General features: G+C 75.9%; 13 protein-coding genes. 7 read left to right on the top strand and 6 right to left on the bottom strand.

All coding sequences use genetic code 11. The annotated features are described in order from the left end of the window. Positions 1-46: 46 nt before the first annotated feature. Complete coding sequence (locus OG335_RS32345; protein ID WP_405014684.1) at positions 47-1,792, top strand: glycoside hydrolase family 43 protein; 1,746 nt, start codon at positions 47-49, stop codon at positions 1,790-1,792. 104 nt (positions 1,793-1,896) lie between these two features. Further along, positions 1,897-2,931 (top strand): LacI family DNA-binding transcriptional regulator, encoded by a 1,035-nt coding sequence (locus OG335_RS32340; RefSeq protein ID WP_405014683.1) that lies wholly within the window; start codon positions 1,897-1,899, stop codon positions 2,929-2,931. Positions 2,932-2,959: 28 nt separating this feature from the next. On the opposite strand, the gene OG335_RS32335 is transcribed toward OG335_RS32340, so the two are convergent. Further along, the gene (locus OG335_RS32335; RefSeq protein ID WP_405014682.1) at positions 2,960-4,258 is read right to left on the bottom strand and encodes a wax ester/triacylglycerol synthase domain-containing protein; all 1,299 of its coding nucleotides are present in this window, start codon (positions 4,256-4,258) and stop codon (positions 2,960-2,962) included. Between the two features lie 393 nt (positions 4,259-4,651). Here OG335_RS32335 and OG335_RS32330 point away from each other — a divergent pair, with 393 nt between their 5' ends. Together OG335_RS32330 and OG335_RS32325 are read left to right on the top strand one after the other, a co-directional pair. Then, positions 4,652-5,926 carry a macrolide family glycosyltransferase gene (locus OG335_RS32330; RefSeq protein ID WP_405014681.1) on the top strand — a complete coding sequence of 425 codons (1,275 nt, stop codon included), beginning with the start codon at positions 4,652-4,654 and terminating at the stop codon, positions 5,924-5,926. Next, positions 5,923-6,405: an acyl-CoA thioesterase gene (locus OG335_RS32325; RefSeq protein WP_405014680.1), complete on the top strand. Its 483-nt coding sequence runs from the start codon at positions 5,923-5,925 to the stop codon at positions 6,403-6,405. Before OG335_RS32330 ends, OG335_RS32325 begins: the two co-directional genes overlap by 4 nt. A gap of 160 nt (positions 6,406-6,565) precedes the next feature. On the opposite strand, the gene OG335_RS32320 is transcribed toward OG335_RS32325, so the two are convergent. Continuing rightward, entirely contained in the window at positions 6,566-9,022 is a 2,457-nt protein-coding gene (locus OG335_RS32320) for an ATP-binding protein (RefSeq protein ID WP_405014679.1), read from the bottom strand. Between the two features lie 186 nt (positions 9,023-9,208). On the opposite strand from OG335_RS32320, the gene OG335_RS32315 reads away from it, so the two are divergent. Both OG335_RS32315 and OG335_RS32310 read left to right on the top strand, forming a co-directional pair. Continuing rightward, a complete protein-coding gene (locus tag OG335_RS32315) occupies positions 9,209-9,652 on the top strand; it encodes a carboxymuconolactone decarboxylase family protein (protein ID WP_405015602.1) in 444 nt (147 codons plus the stop codon). 116 nt (positions 9,653-9,768) lie between these two features. After that, a complete protein-coding gene (locus OG335_RS32310; protein WP_405014678.1) occupies positions 9,769-10,230 on the top strand; it encodes an iron chaperone in 462 nt (153 codons plus the stop codon). A gap of 153 nt (positions 10,231-10,383) precedes the next feature. Here the strand turns inward: OG335_RS32310 and OG335_RS32305 are convergent, their stop codons facing one another. Then, positions 10,384-12,141, bottom strand: coding sequence for a glycosyl hydrolase (locus OG335_RS32305; protein ID WP_405014677.1), 1,758 nt, complete (start codon positions 12,139-12,141; stop codon positions 10,384-10,386). A gap of 171 nt (positions 12,142-12,312) precedes the next feature. Continuing rightward, complete coding sequence (locus OG335_RS32300; RefSeq protein ID WP_405014676.1) at positions 12,313-12,954, bottom strand: TetR/AcrR family transcriptional regulator; 642 nt, start codon at positions 12,952-12,954, stop codon at positions 12,313-12,315. A 101-nt stretch (positions 12,955-13,055) separates the two neighbouring features. Here OG335_RS32300 and OG335_RS32295 point away from each other — a divergent pair, with 101 nt between their 5' ends. Continuing rightward, a complete protein-coding gene (locus OG335_RS32295; RefSeq protein ID WP_405014675.1) occupies positions 13,056-13,838 on the top strand; it encodes an MBL fold metallo-hydrolase in 783 nt (260 codons plus the stop codon). A gap of 65 nt (positions 13,839-13,903) precedes the next feature. On the opposite strand, the gene OG335_RS32290 is transcribed toward OG335_RS32295, so the two are convergent. Further along, positions 13,904-15,013, bottom strand: coding sequence for an amidohydrolase family protein (locus OG335_RS32290; RefSeq protein WP_405014674.1), 1,110 nt, complete (start codon positions 15,011-15,013; stop codon positions 13,904-13,906). 108 nt (positions 15,014-15,121) lie between these two features. Continuing rightward, positions 15,122-16,720: an FAD-dependent monooxygenase gene (locus OG335_RS32285; RefSeq protein ID WP_405014673.1), complete on the bottom strand. Its 1,599-nt coding sequence runs from the start codon at positions 16,718-16,720 to the stop codon at positions 15,122-15,124. Positions 16,721-17,117: the final 397 nt, after the last annotated feature.

Here is a 17,117-nt window from a genome sequence, read left to right as displayed (position 1 = left end):
GCCACCGCCCACGCCCCCGGCACCTCCCCCCGACCCGAGGAGTCCCATGACCGCCGCCGCACCGACCGCAACCGCCGGCGCCACCGACGCGGCGCACCCGGCCGGCCCGTCGACGACGATCCGCAACCCCGTCCTGCCCGGCTTCCACCCCGACCCGTCGATCCTGCGCGTCGGCGGCGACTACTACATCGCCACCTCCACCTTCGAGTGGCTGCCCGGCGTCGCCCTGCACCACTCCACCGACCTCGTCACCTGGCGCCCGCTCGGCGGCGCCCTCGACGAGGCCCGGCTCCTCGACCTCACCGGCGCCCCCGACTCCGGCGGCGTCTGGGCGCCCTGCCTCTCCTACACCGACGGGCAGTTCCACCTCGTCTACTCGGACGTCAAGAGCCTGACCGGCGCCTACAAGGACGTCCACAACCAGGTGGTCACCGCACCCGGCCCGCAGGGCCCGTGGTCCGACCCGGTGGCGCTGCCCGGGCACGGCTTCGACCCGTCGCTCTTCCACGACGACGGCCCCGACGGCGACGGCCGCAGCTGGCTGCTCTGGCTGGAGTGGGACCACCGGCCCGGCACCAACCCGTTCTCCGGCATCCTCCTCCAGGAGTACGACCGGGCGGCGCGGCGCGTCACCGGTCCGGTGCACCACGTCTTCGGCGGCACCGAACTCGGCTGCACCGAAGGCCCCCACCTCTACCGCCACGACGGCTGGTACTACCTGCTCACCGCCGAGGGCGGCACCTCCTGGGGCCACGCCGTCACCGTCGCCCGCTCCCGCACCCTCACCGGCCCGTACGCGCCCGACCCCGCCGGGCCGCTGCTCACCTCCGCCGGCCGGCCCGACCTCGCCCTCCAGAAGGCCGGCCACGGCAGCCTCGTCGAGACCCCGGACGGCGAGTGGTACCTCGCCCACCTCGCCGCCCGCCCTCTCACCCCGCTCGGCGCCTGCGTCCTCGGCCGGGAGACCGCCCTCCAGCGCATCGTGTGGACGGCGGACGGCTGGCCGCGGCTCCACGGCGGCGGCAACGCCCCCGCCGTCGACGTGCCCGCGCCCTCCGCCGCCCGGCCCGACACCGCCGTCGACGCCGTCGCCACCGCGGTGGCGGCCGCCGCCGGGCACACCGGCTTCGGCACCGACCGCCCCGGCCCCGAGTGGATGACCCTGCGCCGCCACCCCGACCCGTCCTGGCTCACCGTGCACGAGGGCCGGCTGCTGCTGCGCGGCGACGAGTCGCCCTCCTCCCGGCACCGGCAGAGCTTGCTGGCCCGCCGCTGCACCCACACCGACTTCACCTTCGAGGCCACGGTCGACGCCGCACCCGTCTCCGCCCGCCAGGCCGCCGGCCTGGTGCACTTCTACAACACCGAGCTGTGGCACTACCTCCACCTCAGCTGGGACGACGCCCTCGGCCGCGTCCTGCGGCTCGGCGTGTGCGACCACGGACGCTACGAGGAACCGGCGGCCCCCGTGCCGGTCGGCCCCGGACCGGTCCGGCTGCGCCTGGCCGTCCGCGGCGCCGCCGCCCACTTCGCCTGGACCCCCGCCGACGGCACACCCGCATGGCAGGAGGCCGGACCGGAGCTCGACGCGGCCCGCCTCTCCGACGACTACGCCACCGTCGGCGACGACACCACCGGCCACTACACCAGCTGGGGCTTCACCGGCGCGTTCACCGGCGTCTGCGCCCAGGACCTCACCGGCGCCCGGTTCCCCGCCGGGTTCACCGACCCCGTCCTCCGCCCCACCGGCCCGTCCGCCGCGCAGCGGCCCGGCACGGGGCCACGGCCGTGAGCCCCGACACCCCGGCCGGCCGGGCGCACTATCCTGCTGTGACCCGGGGCAGGGCCGACGGCCCGCCCGCCCCCGGGCCGCGGACCACGAGGAACGGACGGCAGATGGCGGGCCAGACACGACACAAGGTGACGATCGGCGAGATCGCCGCCGAGGCCGGTGTCTCCAACGCCACCGTCTCAAAGGTGCTCAACGGGCGCAGCGACGTCTCCGCCGCCACCCGGCAGCGCGTCCAGCAGATCATGGACCGCACCCACTACCAGCGGCGGCGCCCCCGCCGCCGCGGCGGCCTCGTCGACCTCGTGATGAACGAACTCGACAGCCTCTGGTCGATCGAGATCATCCGCGGTGCGCAGGAGGCCCTCGCCGAGGCCGGCGTCGGCATGGTCCTCTCCGCGGTGCACGGCAGCAGCACCGGCACCGGGGAGTGGCTGGAGCAGATCGCCGGCCGCCGCTCGGACGGCGCCATCCTCGTCGTCTCCGACCTGACGCCGCGCCAGCGCGCCCGGCTCGCCGCCCTCAAGGTGCCGTTCGTCCTGGTCGACCCGGTCGGCACCGCGGACGCCGGCGTGCCGACCATAGGGGCCACCAACTGGGCCGGCGCGATCTCCGCCGTGGAGCACCTCATCGGCCTCGGTCACCGGCGGATCGCCCACCTCGCCGGGCCGCGTCAGCTGCTGTGCAGCCGGGCCCGCGCCGACGGCTACCGCGCCGCCATGGAACGCGCCGACCTGGCCGTGCCCGAGGGCTGGCTGCGCTTCGGCGAGTTCAACGACCGCTCCGGCCGCCACGAACTGACCGCCCTGCTCGACCAGGTCGCGGCGGCCGGCCAGGAGCCGCCGACCGCCGTGTTCGCCGCCAGCGACCTCCAGGCCTTCGGCGCGTACTCCGCCCTGCGCGACCGCGGGCTGCGGATCCCGCAGGACATCAGCATCGTCGGCTTCGACGACGTGCCCGTCACCCGCTGGAGCGACCCCACCCTGACCACCGTCCGCCAGCCGCTCCAGGACATGGCGGCGATGGCCGCCCGCACGCTGCTGCGCCTCGTCGACGGCGAGGAGGTCGATCTGCCCCGGGTCGAACTCGCGACCCGCCTCGTGGAGCGCGAGAGCACCGCCCCGCCGCCTGCCGGCAGGTGACCGGCCGCCTCCGCCGCCCGGCGGGCCGTCACACCGTGCCGGCCGCGTGGCGGGTACGGTCGGCGAGCCGCTCCAGTTCCCCGACGAACGCGCCGGCCAGGATTCCGGCGTCCCCACTGCCCGCGTTGGTGGCCACGCTCAGCGTGTGACCGCCGGTGCAGCCGCCCAGCGCGAAGGTCACCGTGCCGGCCGGAGGCACCATCGGGATCGCGGTGACGCTCCGTACCGGCCGGCCGGCCAGCGTCTCCCCCCGGTCGCGCAGGTGGACGTAGGAGCAGGCCGCCGGTGCGTACGCCGGGAGGAAGAACTTCCGGCGGAGCAGGGTCTGGGTGGCCCCGGGGAGGGCCGTGAACGCCCCCTCGACCAGCTTCCCGACCCGGTCGCGGCCGCGGGTCGCGGTGGTCAGCAGACCGGTCACGGCGGCGAGCCGCGCCGACGCGTCGGGCAGCGCCACCGGCGCGGGCACCCGGATGTTGGCGAAGGCGTTGCCGAGGTAGGCGCCGCGGTCGGCGGGCCGCTCGTCGACGGGCACCGACAGCCAGACCTTCGGCGATCCGGGCCGATCGTCGTCCGCCCGGCGCGGACCGGGCAGCGTCAGCCGCGACCGCAGCACGCCGGAGACCACGGCCAGGAACACCTCGTTGGTGGTGGCCCGGCGGTCCGGCACGGCCTCGCGGGCGGCGCGCAGCGCGTCGGAGGGCAGCCGTACGACGGTGAACGCCGGCTCCCGCACGCCCTGGTCCGGCATCGGCACCGGCCGCCCCGAGGTCAGCATGCCGGGCGGGCCGCCCGCCCACTCCGCGGCGCGGGCCGTCCGCCTGCGGTCGCCGGGGGCGGCGAGGGAGGCGGCGGCGTCCGGCGGGCGGCAGCCGTCGAGGAGGGCGCGCAGCAGGGTGGTGACGGAGCGTCCGTCGAGCAGGCTGTGGTGCATCCGGAGGAGCAGCGAGAACCCGCCGTCGGAGGTCCCGCGCAGGAGGTGGAGGTTCCACGGGGGCCGGCCGGCCGGGAAGGGGTCGTCGAACCAGTCCCGCACGCCGTCCTCCAGGGTGCCGTCCTCGCTGCGGACGTGCCGCGCCGGCTCGTGGTCCTCGCACACCGCCCAGCGGTGCCGGCCGGCCCACCAGGCCGGTCCGGTGCGGGCGCCGGTGGGGGCGACCAGGACCCGGCCGAGCCGCGGCAGGGCGCCCCAGCGCTCGTTCACCAGGGCCCGCAGCTCGTCCGGGGCGGGCGGCGTGCCGACCAGGTCGAGGGCGACCCCGGCGTGGGGCGGCCCGAACGGCCAGCGGGCCATCCCCTCCTCGAAGAAGGGAAGATGCGGTCCGGACATGGGGAGGCTCCTGGTGGCGGCTGTCGATGGCCGGCGCCACCGCGGCGGGGTGCCGGGCGGACGAGGACCCGGCGCCCCGGCCGCGGGTGCGCACGCTGTGCGGTAGCTCAACGCCCCGGTGCGCGGGGAGGTCACGGACCGCGCCCCGCGCGCGCCGGGCGAAGGTGCGCCGCGACGCCCCCCGGACCGTCAACACACAGGCCCGGGACGGCCCGGATGGAGTGATTCTGCCGCGGTTCGGGAGCGTTGGACGGCGGCGCACCTGTTGGATCGCCGGAGGGGTCGTCGACCCCGCCCGGAGGTGTGCCCTCCGTCATCCTCCGCCGTACGCCGAACCACCGACCGCGGTCGGGCTCGCGCTCCCGGCTCCGTACAGGACAGGACCTCCGCATCGTGCCTGGCACCGATCCGTCGCGACCCCCCGGGAACGGCACCGAGGGCGGCCGGCCGCCCGTCCGGGGCGCCGCCCACATCGCCGTGGTCAACCTGCCGATGCACGGGCACGTCAACCCGAGCCTGGGGATCGTCGAGGAGCTGGTGCGGCGCGGGCACCGGGTCAGCTACGCCATCACCGCGGACTTCGCGCCCCAGGTGCAGGCGGTCGGTGCCGAGCCCGTGCTGTTCCCGGCGCCGGTCGGCGACACGGAGCCGCCGGAGCAGCTGGCCGAGGGGTTCGGGATGGCCGTCCGGGTGTCGCTGGACTCGCTGCCCGCCCTGACGCGGGCGTACGCCGAGGACCGGCCCGACCTGGTGCTGTACGACGTCTACGGTTTCGCGGGGCTGCTGCTGGGGTCCCAGTGGCAGGTGCCGACGGTGCTGATGTCGCCCACCCACATGTTCTACGACACGCTCGTCCCGGAGATGTTCGGCGTGCCCCGCCTCGGCGACCTGCCGGGGTACGCGGAGCTGGCGGCCGCCTTCGCCGAGCGCGGGGTGAGCAGTTCGAGGATCCACGACATCGAGCGGGCCGAGCACGCCGTGGCCTGCCTGCCGCGCGCCTTCCAGCGCAGGGCGGACACCGTCGCGGCGCAGCGTGTCGCCTACGTCGGTCCCCCGCTGGGCGACCGCTCCCACCAGGGCGCGTGGCGGCCCCCGCAGGACGGCCGTCCGGTCGTCCTGATCTCGCTGGGATCGCAGTTCACCCGGCGGCCGGAGTTCTACCGGTCCTGCATCGAGGCCTTCACCGGCCTGCCCTGGCACGTCGTCATGAGCGTCGGCTCCCGGGTCGACCCGGACGGGCTGGGGCCGCTGCCGGACAACGTCGAGGTGCATCCGGAGGTGCCGCAGCTGGCCGTGCTCGCCCACGCCGACGCCTTCGTGACCCACGCCGGCATGGGGGGCACGATGGAGGCCCTCCACCACGGCGTCCCCATGGTGGCGGTGCCGCAGATGGCCGAGCAGCGCGTGAACGCCGCGCAGATCGAGCGCCTGCGGCTCGGCGTCCACCTGCCACGCGAGAACGCCACCCCCCGGGCGCTGCGGGAGGCCGTGCTGCGGGTGACGTCCGACCCGGCCGTCCGCGACGGCATCGCGGCCATGCGCCGGGAGATGGCCGGGGCGGGAGGGGCGCGGGCCGCGGCCGACCTGATCGAGCAGACCCTGCGGCCAGGCCACCGCGTACCGGCCGGCCGGACCGCGCCCACCCCCCTCCAAGGAGTGACCGCATGACCCAGGCCCTGGTGCCCGGTGTCCGCCTCGCAGGTGCCGACCGGACGGGCGACGCCCCCGCGCCCCGGGCGCACCTCTACCGGCGCACGGTCCGGGTGAGCGACCTGGACGTGATGAAGCACGTGAACAACGCCCGCTTCCTCGAAATGGTCCAGGACGCCCACATGGACCTGCTGTACCGGCACGAGACGCAGGCCGGCCTCGGACTCCACCCGCGGGTCGTCTACACCCGGCACGAACTCGACTACAGCGCACCGCTGCTCGTGGCGCCCGAACCGGCCGTCATCGCGACGACCGTCGGTCTGGTGAAACGTTCGTCCTTCCGGCTCGTCAGCCGGATCACCCGCGACGGCCGGACGTTCTGCACCTGCACGAGCACCCTCGTCGCCTACGACCCTGACGGCCGGTGCCCCCGGCGGCTCGACGCGGACGAACTCGCCCTCCTGGCCCGCCACACCGACCCCGACACGGCCGGGTGAGTCTCGCCGGGGCCCGGAGAACGGCATCGGGCTCGCTCCTGCCCCGGGCGCGGCCGGCCACCGGTCGCACGGGCCTGCTCGACTAGGATCTCCGACCACGGGCCGGGCCGCCCTGCGTCCCGGCCGGTCCCGGGGCACCGCCTCGGCCCGGGGGTGTCGTTCAGTGCGTGCCGGGGCCGAGGTCCCGCAGGAGGGACTGTCCGGTCGTGCGGTGCTCGGCGGCCGCGGCGGGGTCCGTCGTGTCGAGCAGGCGCGCGATGCCCTCGTGGGCGAGTGCCTCCTCGTGCCGGTGTCCCAGCTTCGGGGCGAGCTCCAGGGCCTGCCGGTGCAGTGCGAGCGCCTCGTCGGGCAGGCCCGCCAGTCGGCAGGTCTCGGCGTAGCCGTCGAGGAAGCGGATCTTCCAGTGCTCCTCGAACAGCTCGTCCAGCAGCGCGAACGCCTCCCGGTGGCAGGCGAGTGCCTCCTCGTACCGGCCCATCCGGCGGAGCGCGACGCCCAGGCAGTTGAGGCACCAGGCCTCGTTGTGCAGGTGGCCGTCCTCGCGGGCCAGCGCGAGTGCCGTGGAGAGGTGCTCCACCGCCTCGTCGGGGGCCTCGTGGGCGATGGCCACGCCGAGGGTGATCCTGGCGGTCAGGGTGGGCGGCCACGCGGGGTCGGTGTGCGGGAAGCCGAGCACCTCGCGGGCGCGCTGTGCGGCCTCCTCGCGGTGTCCCAGCTGGAGCATCGCCCAGGCCTCCGACGCGGCGGCGTGGGCCGCGCCCGCCGGGCAGCCGGCGGCCTCGTACAGCGTGCCTGCCAGTCCGAAGAGGTGGAGCGGCTCCTCGACGTGTCCCTCGTCCCAGCTCAGATAGCCGCGCCGCATGGCCAGTTCGGCTTCGGACCGGACGTCCCCCGCCCGGGAGACCCACGGTTCGGCCGCCTCGTACGCGGCGCCCGCCTCGGCCAGCCGGCCCGCGTTGTAGCGGGCGAAGCCCAGGTCGAGGTGTGCCTCGGCCAGGTGCAGGGGATCGCCCAGGCGCTCGGCGGCGGCCAGCGACCGCTCGAAGAGCGCGTTGAGGTGGGTCGTGCCGCAGCGCCGTACGAAGTAGGCGCGGAGGAAGCGCGGCAGCTCGCACACGTGGGTGTCGGCGCCGACGGCGGCGGCCGTCTCGAAGGCGGCGACCAGGCTCTCGTACTCCGTGACGAGCCAGGCGAACGCCGCGTTCCTGTCCGCGAACCGGGGCACCTCGGCCGGGGGACGGCCCGCGGTGGCGGGGCGGGCCGGTGAGAGGTACGGCATCGCGGCGTCGGCAGCGGCCGCGGTGTGCACGTAGTAGTCGAGCATCCGGCCGAGGGCCCGTTCCCGCTCGGCCGGTGCGTCCTGTTCCGCGCCGGCCCGGCGCGCGTGCTGGTGCACCAGGTCGTGCAGCCGGTAACGGCCTGCGGTCGGCTGCTGGACGAGGTGGGCGTCGAGCAGGTCCTCCAGCATCGCCCGGGCGCTGTGCAGCGGTACGTCCGCCAGTGCCGCGGCGAGGTACTCGTCGAACGAGGTGCCGGGCAGCAGGCCCAGCAGGCGGAACATCCGGGCCTGGGCCCGGTCCAACTGCCGTACGGACATGGCGAACGCGGTGTCGAACTCGTCCGCGCCCTGCGCCATCCGCTCGACGAGGATGCCGACCGTCCAGCCGGGCCGGTGGCGCAGCCGGGCGGCGGCCAGCCGCAGGGCCAGCGGCAGGTGGCCGCAGAGCCGCAGCACCTCGGCGGCGGACTCCGGGTCCCGGGCCAGCCGGCCGTCGGGGCCTGCGGGGTCGCCGCTGGCGCGGGCCAGCAGGGCGGCGCTCTCCTCGGGGCTCAGCACGTCCAGCGAGACCGGGGGCACCTCGTCCAGGCCGATCAGCCGGTTGCGGCTGGTGATCAGGACGACGGAGGGTCCGGCGCCGGGAAGCAGCGGGCGGACCTGGTCGGCGTCGGCGGCGTTGTCGAGGATCACGACGGCCCGCCGTCCGGCCAGTTCGGACCGCCAGCAGGCGGCGAGCTGTTCGACGCCTTCCTGCGGCACCCGCTCGGACGGGACGTCGAGTGCGCCGAGCAGCATCCGCAGCGCGGAGTCGGGATCGACCGGCTCGCGGCCCTCGGTGAACCCGTGCAGGTCCACGTAGAGCTGGGCGTCCGGGTAGTCGGCGGCGAGCCGGTGCGCGGCGTGCACCGCGAGGCAGGTCTTGCCGACCCCGGCCATGCCGTCGACGGCGACCACCCGGTGGGTGGCCGCCGCGGCGAGCACCGCGGCGAGCTGGGCCTCGCGGCCGGTGAAGTCGGGTGCGTCGCGCGGCAGGTCGTTGCGGGGCCGCGGTCGGCCCTGGCGGCTGCTCCGCGGGGGTGCCGGCAGAGGGTTGGAGGCGCGTTCCCAGAGGGGACGCAGCGGGCGGGGGTCGCGTTTGACGAAGCGGCAGAGGGCGACCACCGCGGGCCAGGGCGGCGGCGTCCGGCCGCCGAGGTAGCGCGAGAGCGAGGACGAGCTGAGGCCGGTGTCCCGCGCGAGGGCGCGGACGCCGAGGCCGGAGAGGTCCTGCAGCAGGCGCAGTCGCGCGGCCAGTTCGTCGTGCGGGTCGGCCTTCGCCGTCCGCAGGTCCACATCCATGAGACCCCCCGTCCCGTTCCGCCGGAAACATACCGGGCCCGGTCGCCGCTGCTCAAGGCCGTTGCGCCTGTCCCACGGTGTCCCACCGCCGTGGTGCCGCGCTACGGACGGGGCTGGAATGGGGTCATGCCCCGGGGAGCACGGGGCGGCGAACCGGAAGAGGAGTTGACCGAGGTGCAGTCCCGTATGCGGAACCCGGCCGTCGTACTGTCCGACGCGATGCAGCCCGTCCAGGAGATCCTCAGGGCCGCGCACGCCGGCGGGGTGGACGCGCAGACGCTGGAGCTGGTGCACCTGAGGGTCAGCCAGATCAACGGATGCAGTGCCTGTGTCGACGGCGGCGCCAAGGCGGCCCGGCGTGCCGGGGTGGGCGAGGAGCGGCTGGCCGCGGTCGCCGCCTGGCGGGACGCGCCGTACTTCACGGCGGCGGAGCGGGCGGCGCTCGCGCTGGCCGAGGCCGCGACACGGCTGGCCGACCGTCCCGACCCGGTGGGCGACGAGGTGTGGGACGCGGCCGCCACGTACTTCGACGAGAAGCAGCTGGCGGCGATCGTCCTGACGGTCGGCGTCACCAACCTCTTCAACCGGCTCAACGTGACGACCCGCCAGCCCGCCGGCGCGTGGGGGTGACGGCGGCCGGGGCCCGCCCGGGCGGCCCCCGGCCCGACGACGCACCACCACGGACCCCGCACCACGCACCACGCACCACTGACCACTGACCACTGACACCCTTGAAGGGGAACACCATGACCAGCAGCACCGGCACCTCCGCGACCGGCACGGCGTCCGACGGCTTCACGCCCGAGGAGCGCGACGCGATCAAGGAGCGGGCCCGTGAGGTGAAGGCGGCGCGCCGCGGATCGCGGACCCCCAGGGCCGACGACCTGGCCGCCGTGCTCGAGAAGATCGCCGGAATGCAGGAGTCGGACCGTGTCATGGCCGAGCGGCTGCACGCCGTGGTCACGACGAGCGCGCCGGAGCTCGCCCCGAAGCTCTGGTACGGGATGCCCGCGTACGCCAGGGACGGCAAGGTCGTCTGCTTCTTCCAGAGCGCGCAGAAGTTCGGCTCGCGGTACGCGACGTTCGGCTTCAGCGACCAGGCGAAGCTCGACGACGGCGCCATGTGGCCGGTCTCCTACGCCCTGACGGAGCTGACCGCCGCCGGGGAGGCGCGGATCGGCGCGCTCGTGAAGCGGGCGGCGGGCTGACGTCCGGCGCGGCCCGGACCGGCGGCCGCACGGGCGGCCGCGCCGGCCCGGTGCCCGTGTGACGGACCGCCGGGCCCGCCCCTCGGGGGTGGGCCCGGCGGTCCGGGTGCGTGCGGGTGCGGCGGGCGGGTCGCCCGTCGCGGCGGGGGTCGGTCAGCCGGTGCCGCAGCTGGGGGCGGTGGCCACCGTGTAGGCCGGCGCGGCACTGGTGATCAGGTAGAACTCGGTGCTCTGCCCGGGCTGCAGGACGGCGTTCCAGCCGAGGTTGGCGGCGCGGACGGCGGTGCCGGCCGTGGTGAGGTCGGCGCTCCACGACTGGGTGACGGTGCCGCCGGCGGGGAGGTTCCAGCCGACCTTCCAGCCGGTGGTGGGCGTGCTGCCGGTGTTGCGGACGGTCACGCGGTACTGGGCGCCGGAGTTCCAGCTCGCCAGTGTGGTGATCTCGGCCTGGCAGCCGCCGCTGTGCTTGAAGTCGCCGAGTTCGTCGAGGGTGACGACGTACGGGTCGTTGTAGACCCGCTTCAGGAAGTCCTGGGAGTTGCTGGCGCCGTCGGTGAGGAAGCCGCCGCTCCAGGTGACGAACCAGCTCCAGTCGGCGCGGTAGGCGCGCAGGAGGTCCGGGTCGGGGATGGTGCCGACCTCGCCGAGGGCGACCGGCTTGGTGTCCCGGCCGAGGGCGACGAGCCTGTCGTAGGTGCCGCTGACGGCGCCGTGGTCGCCGGCCGGCGGGTAGGAGTCGGTGCTGACGATGTCGACGACGTCGTCACCGGGGTACCAGGCGGGGTCGACGGAGTTCCACACCCACACCAGGTTGTGCAGGTGGTTGTGGTTCACCATGCGGTCGTACATGAGGCGGTAGAGCTCCTTGGCCGGGCCGGGACCCTTGGCGCCCCACCAGAACCAGCCGCCCTCGGCCTCGTGCAGGGGCCGCCAGAGCACGGGCACGCCGGCGTCCTGGAGGCGGGTGAGCTGTACGGAGATCGCGTCGATGTCGCGGATCAGCAGCCGGTAGTCGTCGGAGGACGGGTCGGCGAGCGCGGCGGCGAGGTCGAAGGTGGTGGCGTCGGTGTAGAAGCCGCGCCACCACTCCTTGCCGGGCTGGTCGATGAGGTGGCTGGGGGCGTTCCAGTGCCAGACGAAGGTGGTGATGCCGCCGCGGGCGTCCCAGGCGAGGGCGTTCTCGACCTCCCGGGAGGTGGTGCCGCGTTCGACCCGGCTGGGCGTGTAGTCGATGAGGTCGAGGCCCTCGACGGCCGGTGCGCGGCCGGTGGTGTCCTCCAGCCACTGCACGGAGGCGGTGTCCTGCTGGCCGCTGAGGATCCGCTTGCCGTAGGAGTCGCCGAGGTAGCGGAGCAGGGAGCGGGCCTCGGGGGTGGCGGCCGGGTCGACGGTCGTGCCGGTCAGCCGGTGCGGCGGCGGGGGCGGCGCCGGGGCGAGGGTGATGGCGTCGATCTGGTACCAGCCCCAGTCGTTCTGCAGGGAGATGGTGTTGGTGCCGGCCTTGAGCAGCAGTCGGCCGGCGGACGCGTCGGACCACGAGGTCGTCTCGTCGAGGGAGACCTCGCCGGCGCCGGCGCCGTTGAGCTGGAGGGCGGTCTTCTTGAAACCGTAGGGCGCGCGGTAGCGGACCGTCAGGTCGTAGAGGCCGCCGGGGCTGTTCGGCACGGTGACGGTGACGTTGTCGTCGCCGGTGTCGAAGCCCTCGACGTAGCCGGTGCCGGAGTAGCCGGGCTCGGCGGCGGCCGCCTGGACACCGTTGAGCTGTCCGTCCTCGGCCTCGTAGACGGCCGGGGCTGCGGGGGCCGGGGTGTCGGCCGCCGCCGCCGAGGCGGGGGCGAGGGCGAGCAGCAGGGGCAGCAGGACGCCGGCGGCCAGCGCTGCCGTGGGACGGGTGGGGCGGGTTGTGGGCACGGGTCGGCCTTTCGGACGGCTCGGCTGGGGAGGGGCCGCACCGGTCGGCGGTGCACCCAGCGCCACAGGGGAGCCTTGAGCCTCGGCGGCCCGCTGTCAACGGTTCGGACGGAACTTTGGGAGCGCTCCCATGGCCGATGGCGGCCACCCGCGAGGCGTCCCGGCCACCGGTCAGGGCGCCGACAGGGTGGCGGCCAGCACGCCGGCCAGCCAGCCCTCGTACGCGTCGGCGCTCCAGCCCCGGTCCGCGGTGAGCCGGGTGTACACCTGCGGGCCGGTCAGCACCCAGCAGGCGTCCGCCACCGCGCCGAGGTCGGCGGCCGTGCACTGCCCGCGCCCGGCGAGGCGGCCGACGAACGCGGTGACGCCGGTCAGACGCTCCTCCTCGGCCACCGCCAGCAGCTCGGCCACCTCCGGGCCCGCCGCACCGAGGACGGCGAACAGCGGGGCGGTCCGTTCGTGCACGCCGCGCACGAACGCGGCGTAGCGCCGCAGCGCCGTAGCCGGGTCGGCGGCGCGGAAGACCTCCTGGAGCTCGGGCCGCTCGGCCATGGCGAGCGGCGCGTCGTCCCCGGCGAGGGTGGTGTCCCACAGCGCCTTCATCAGGCCCGGCTTGCCGCCGAAGCCCTTGTAGACGGTCTCCGGCGAGACCCCGGCCCGCTCCGCCACGGCCCGCACGGTGGTGGCGGCGTACCCGTCGAGGAACACCAGCTCGCGGGCGGCGTCGAGCACCGCGGCGCGACTGCGCCGGGCGGCGGCCAGGCGGCGGCTGGAGTCGTACGGGCGGCGGGGGGCCGGCTTGGGTGCGGTCACGGGAGGCATTCTCGCAAGAATTCGATACAGTCGACTGTATTGAATGCTGTGCGCCCCGCCCCGCACCCGGACGGGACGCCACCCCACGCCCGGAGGATCCCGTGCCCCAGCCCACCCGCCACGCCCCCGCCGCCCGCGAGGTCGCCCCCGGGGTGCACCGCCTCGGCGACGACGTGGTCGGCTTCTTCCTCGTCGAGTGCGCCGACGGCCTCGTGCTGGTCGACGCCGGGCTTCCCGGCCACCTCCGGCAGCTGGAGACCCACCTGGCGGACACCGGACGCAGCACCCGCGACATCTCCGCCGTGCTCCTCACCCACGCCCACCCCGACCACACCGGCCTCGCCGGACCGCTCACCCGCGCCGGAGCCACCGTGTGGATCCACCGCGCCGACGCCGCCACCCTCGCCGACGGACCCCGCAGCGCCATGCGCCACGCCCGGCCCGAACGCTCCCTCCTGCCGTACCTGCTGCGCCGCCCCGCCGCCCTCGGCACCCCCCTGCACATGGCCCGCAAGGGCGCCTTCACCGCGAAGCCCGTCCCCGGGGTGCGCACCTTCGACGACGACGCACGGCCCACCGGCGTACCCGGCAGCCCACTGGCCGTCCCCCTGCCCGGCCACACCCCCGGCAGCACCGGCTACCTCTTCGCCGACCGCGGCCTGCTCTTCACCGGCGACGCCCTCGTGACGCACGACGGCCTGACCGGACACACCGGCCCCACCCTCGTCTGCCGCGCCTTCACCCACGACGGCGCGGCCTCCCACGCCTCGCTCGACCGCATCGCGGCCCTGCCCGCGACCCTGCTGCTGCCCGGCCACGGCGAACCCCTCGCGGGCGCGCCCGGCGACGCCGCCGAGCTCGCCCGCCGCACCGGGCTGCGCTGACCCCGGCGGGACGGACGCCGGCACCGGGGCCGGCGTCCGTCCGGTGTCCCGACACCCTCGGAGGCTCAGGCCACGGCGTGTTCCACTCCGCCGCACCAGACCCGTCGGATCGCGCGGGTGGCCCGGATGTCGGCCAGCGGGTCGCCGTCCACGAGCACGAGGTCGGCGCGCAGACCCGGCGCGATCACCCCGCGGTCCGCCAGGCCGAAGTGCCGGGCCGGCAGGGAGGTGGCGGCCCGCAGCGCGTCGGCGGTCGAGAGGCCCGCGGCGACCAGCAGCTCCAGCTCGCGGTGGAGACTCGCGCCGTGCTCCACCCTGGCCGGCACGCCGGGCTGCACGTTCGCGTCGGTGCCCGCCAGCACCGGCACACCCGCGCGGTGGAGAGCGCCGACGCTGCGGCTCGCACCGGACAGCGCGTCCGCCACGCCGCGGGCGACCGCGATGCCCTCCATCATCGTGAGGGTGGGGATCGCCACCCGGCCTCCGGCCGCCGCCCGGGCCACCTCCGCGGGGTCCAGCGGCCGGCCCAGCGGGATGTGCGTGATGTGGTCGACACCGGCGTCCAGGGCCGTCGTCCACGCGCCGTGCGAGGAGGCGTGCGCGACGACCGCCCGGCCGTGCGCGTGGGCCGCCGCGACCAGGGCTGCCAGCACCGGCCCGTCGATGCCGCCGTCGCCCGGGGCCTCCAGCACGACCTTCAGGTAGTCGGAGCCCTCGGCCACCCGGTCGGCGACGAACTGCTTCGCGTGCTCCGGATCGGTGACGACCGCGGTCCCCGCGAGCCCCGGGATCCGCGCGTGCGGGCCGCCGGGCCCGATCGCCGGGGTGCCCGCACTGCGGATGTCGGTCACGCCCGGCACGTTGCGCAGCGAGGCCGCCAGCTCCGGCGGCCAGGTGGCCATGTCGAGCGCGGTGGTGACGCCGTGGGACGCGAGCCGCTCCAGCGTCTCCGGGCCGTGCAGGTGCACGTGGGCGTCGATCAGACCGGGCAGGAGCACCGCCCCGCCGCCGTCGACCCGCACCACGCGGTCGGTGCCGGAGTCGGTGCCGGAGTCGGTGCCGATGACACCGCCGTCGATCACGACCGTGCCCGGCTCGCCGATCCGCCGCCCGTCGAAGACCCGGACACGGGTGAGGACGGTGCGGGTACGGGCAGTGCGGGTGTGCTGGGTCATCTGCGGGCTCCGATGCGGCGGTCGCGGGCGGGTCTCGGGTGGCGGTGAAGCACTCGGGATGGGTGGGGGGCGGGGCTGTCGGGGCCCGCGGGTCCGGCGGTCACCGGATCAGTCGCGGTGGCCGGTGAGGCGGTGCCAGAGCCTCTGCGGGTCCGGGGCGGCGGTGCCGCGCCAGGCGACGTGCTGGTCGGGCCGGACGAGGACGAGTGGTGCCCCGAACAGCTCCTCGGCCCGGTCGAACGGCACCTCCACCAGCGGCACTCCCCGCCGCCGGGCCTCCTCGGCGATCGGCCCGGCACCGGGCGCCGCGAGGTCGCCGACCAGGCTGTGGCCCGGGCCGAGGCGGTCGTAGAGCGACTCGGTCGGGCTCAGCCAGGTGTGCGGAAGGCGCTCGCCGGGCGCGGCGCTGGGCGTGTACGCGGCGTCGTCGTGCCCGCGCGGGGTGCCGTCGGCGACGATCGGCGAGCCGGCGTAGGAGGTGCCGAGCACGAGCCCGAGGCTGTGGAACTCGGCGTCCTTGGTGCGGTGCACCGCGGCCGCCACGAGCGGCCGGACCTCGGCGAACTCCTCGTCCGGGCCGAGCAGGCGCGGGTCGGCGAGTTCGGGGGTGAGGGTGCTCATGTTGCGGGTGGCCACGTCGATGGTGGCGGCGGCGACGGCGCGGCGTTCGGCCTCGTAGCTGTCGAGCAGATCGTCGGGGGCCCAGCCGTGCAGCACCGCGGCGAGCTTCCAGCCGACGTTGACGGCGTCGCCGATGCCGGTGTTGAAGCCGTGCCCGCCCCACGGCGGGTTCAGGTGGGCGGCGTCGCCGGCGAGGAGCACCCGGCCGACCCGATAGGCCTCGGCGAGGCGCATCCGGGAGCGCCACGGGTCGGCGGCGACCACCTCGATCGCGATCCCGTCCGTCTCGTCGCCGATCAGGTTGCGGACCAGGCCGACCGGGTCGGCGGCACCCTCCGCGGCGTCCACCCCGACCCCGATGCACCACCAGGTGTCGTCGAGGTCGAGCCGGCCGACGAGACCGGGCTGCTTCGGGTCGAGCACCCAGTACTGCACGGCGTCGCCGTGCGGCACCCGGGCGGCGAGGCCGGGCGCGCGGAAGACGATGTTGTAGTTGGGGCGGCTGTCGTCGTCCCCGCCGAGCAGCACGTCGAGCGCGTGCCGGACGACGCTGCGGGCCCCGTCGCAGCCGACGGCGTACAGCGCGCGCAGGGTGCGGGTGGTGCCGTCCTCGTCCCGGACGTCCACCGACACGCCGTCGGCGTCCTGCCGCAGGCCGGTGGCGGTGACACCGGTGACCAGGGTGGTCATCGGCAGCGCCGCGACGCGCTCGCGCATCACCGACTCGACGAGCGGCTGCGGCACCTGCTGGCCGCCCTCGGCGACGAGCTCGTCGTGCAGCAGGTCCAGCGCGAAGCAGCGGTCGAAGCGGGTGACCTCGCGGTGCAGCAGGGTCGTGCAGAACACGACCTCATCGGACCATGCCTGCGGCAGCGGCGCGCGCTCGCGCAGGGTCCGGGCGATGCCCCAGCGACGCATGTGCTCCATCGTGCGGGCGGAGGTGGTCTTGGCCCGGGGGCGGGTCCAGGAGACCGTGGGCCTGGTCTCGATCACGGTCGAGGCCACGCCGTGCGCGGCGAGTTCCAGTGCCGTGGCCAGGCCCACAGGGCCGCCGCCGACGATGAGCACGGGGATCTGGTCGTTCACTGGGCGGTTCCGTTCGCTCTCAGGGTGGGGTGAGGGCCCGCCGGGCACCGGCGGAACGCCCGGGTGCGGTGCGTTCGGGCGGGGGCACGGGCACGCGATGGCGCGGGCGCGGTGAACGCGCCGGGCGCGGTGGCGCGTCCCGTCGCGGGGTGGCCGCGCAGCCCGCGCCCGTGGGGTGGCCGTGCGCCCATCGTGGCGTGGAGCGGTGCCCCCTCGCGCCGTGCGTGCCATTGGTCGGCACGGTTCCCGGCGGGAAGAACCGCGGCTCGGCACGGCGCTCGGCACGGCGCTCGGCACGGCGCTCGGCACGGCGCTCGGCACGGCGCTCGGCACGGCGCTCGGCGCAACGCGACGCCCAGCGCCGCACGACACCCGGCGCCGCACGACGCTCAGCGCG

The sequence above is a fragment of the Kitasatospora sp. NBC_01539 genome (assembly GCF_045040525.1).
In the GTDB taxonomy this organism is placed as follows: Bacteria; Actinomycetota; Actinomycetes; order Streptomycetales; family Streptomycetaceae; genus Kitasatospora.
Note: the sequence above shows the minus strand (reverse complement) of the source record. Positions and strands in the feature narration are given on the sequence as shown.

Bases quoted from the DNA above. Each gene is read 5' to 3' on its own strand.
- OG335_RS32345 (WP_405014684.1), top strand. From the start codon at position 47: ATGACCGCCGCCGCACCGACCGCAACCGCCGGCGCCACCGACGCGGCG.
- OG335_RS32340 (WP_405014683.1), top strand. From the start codon at position 1,897: ATGGCGGGCCAGACACGACACAAGGTGACGATCGGCGAGATCGCCGCC.
- OG335_RS32335 (WP_405014682.1), bottom strand. From the start codon at position 4,258: ATGTCCGGACCGCATCTTCCCTTCTTCGAGGAGGGGATGGCCCGCTGG.
- OG335_RS32325 (WP_405014680.1), top strand. From the start codon at position 5,923: ATGACCCAGGCCCTGGTGCCCGGTGTCCGCCTCGCAGGTGCCGACCGG.
- OG335_RS32320 (WP_405014679.1), bottom strand. From the start codon at position 9,022: ATGGATGTGGACCTGCGGACGGCGAAGGCCGACCCGCACGACGAACTG.
- OG335_RS32315 (WP_405015602.1), top strand. From the start codon at position 9,209: ATGCGGAACCCGGCCGTCGTACTGTCCGACGCGATGCAGCCCGTCCAG.
- OG335_RS32310 (WP_405014678.1), top strand. From the start codon at position 9,769: ATGACCAGCAGCACCGGCACCTCCGCGACCGGCACGGCGTCCGACGGC.
- OG335_RS32290 (WP_405014674.1), bottom strand. From the start codon at position 15,013: ATGACCCAGCACACCCGCACTGCCCGTACCCGCACCGTCCTCACCCGT.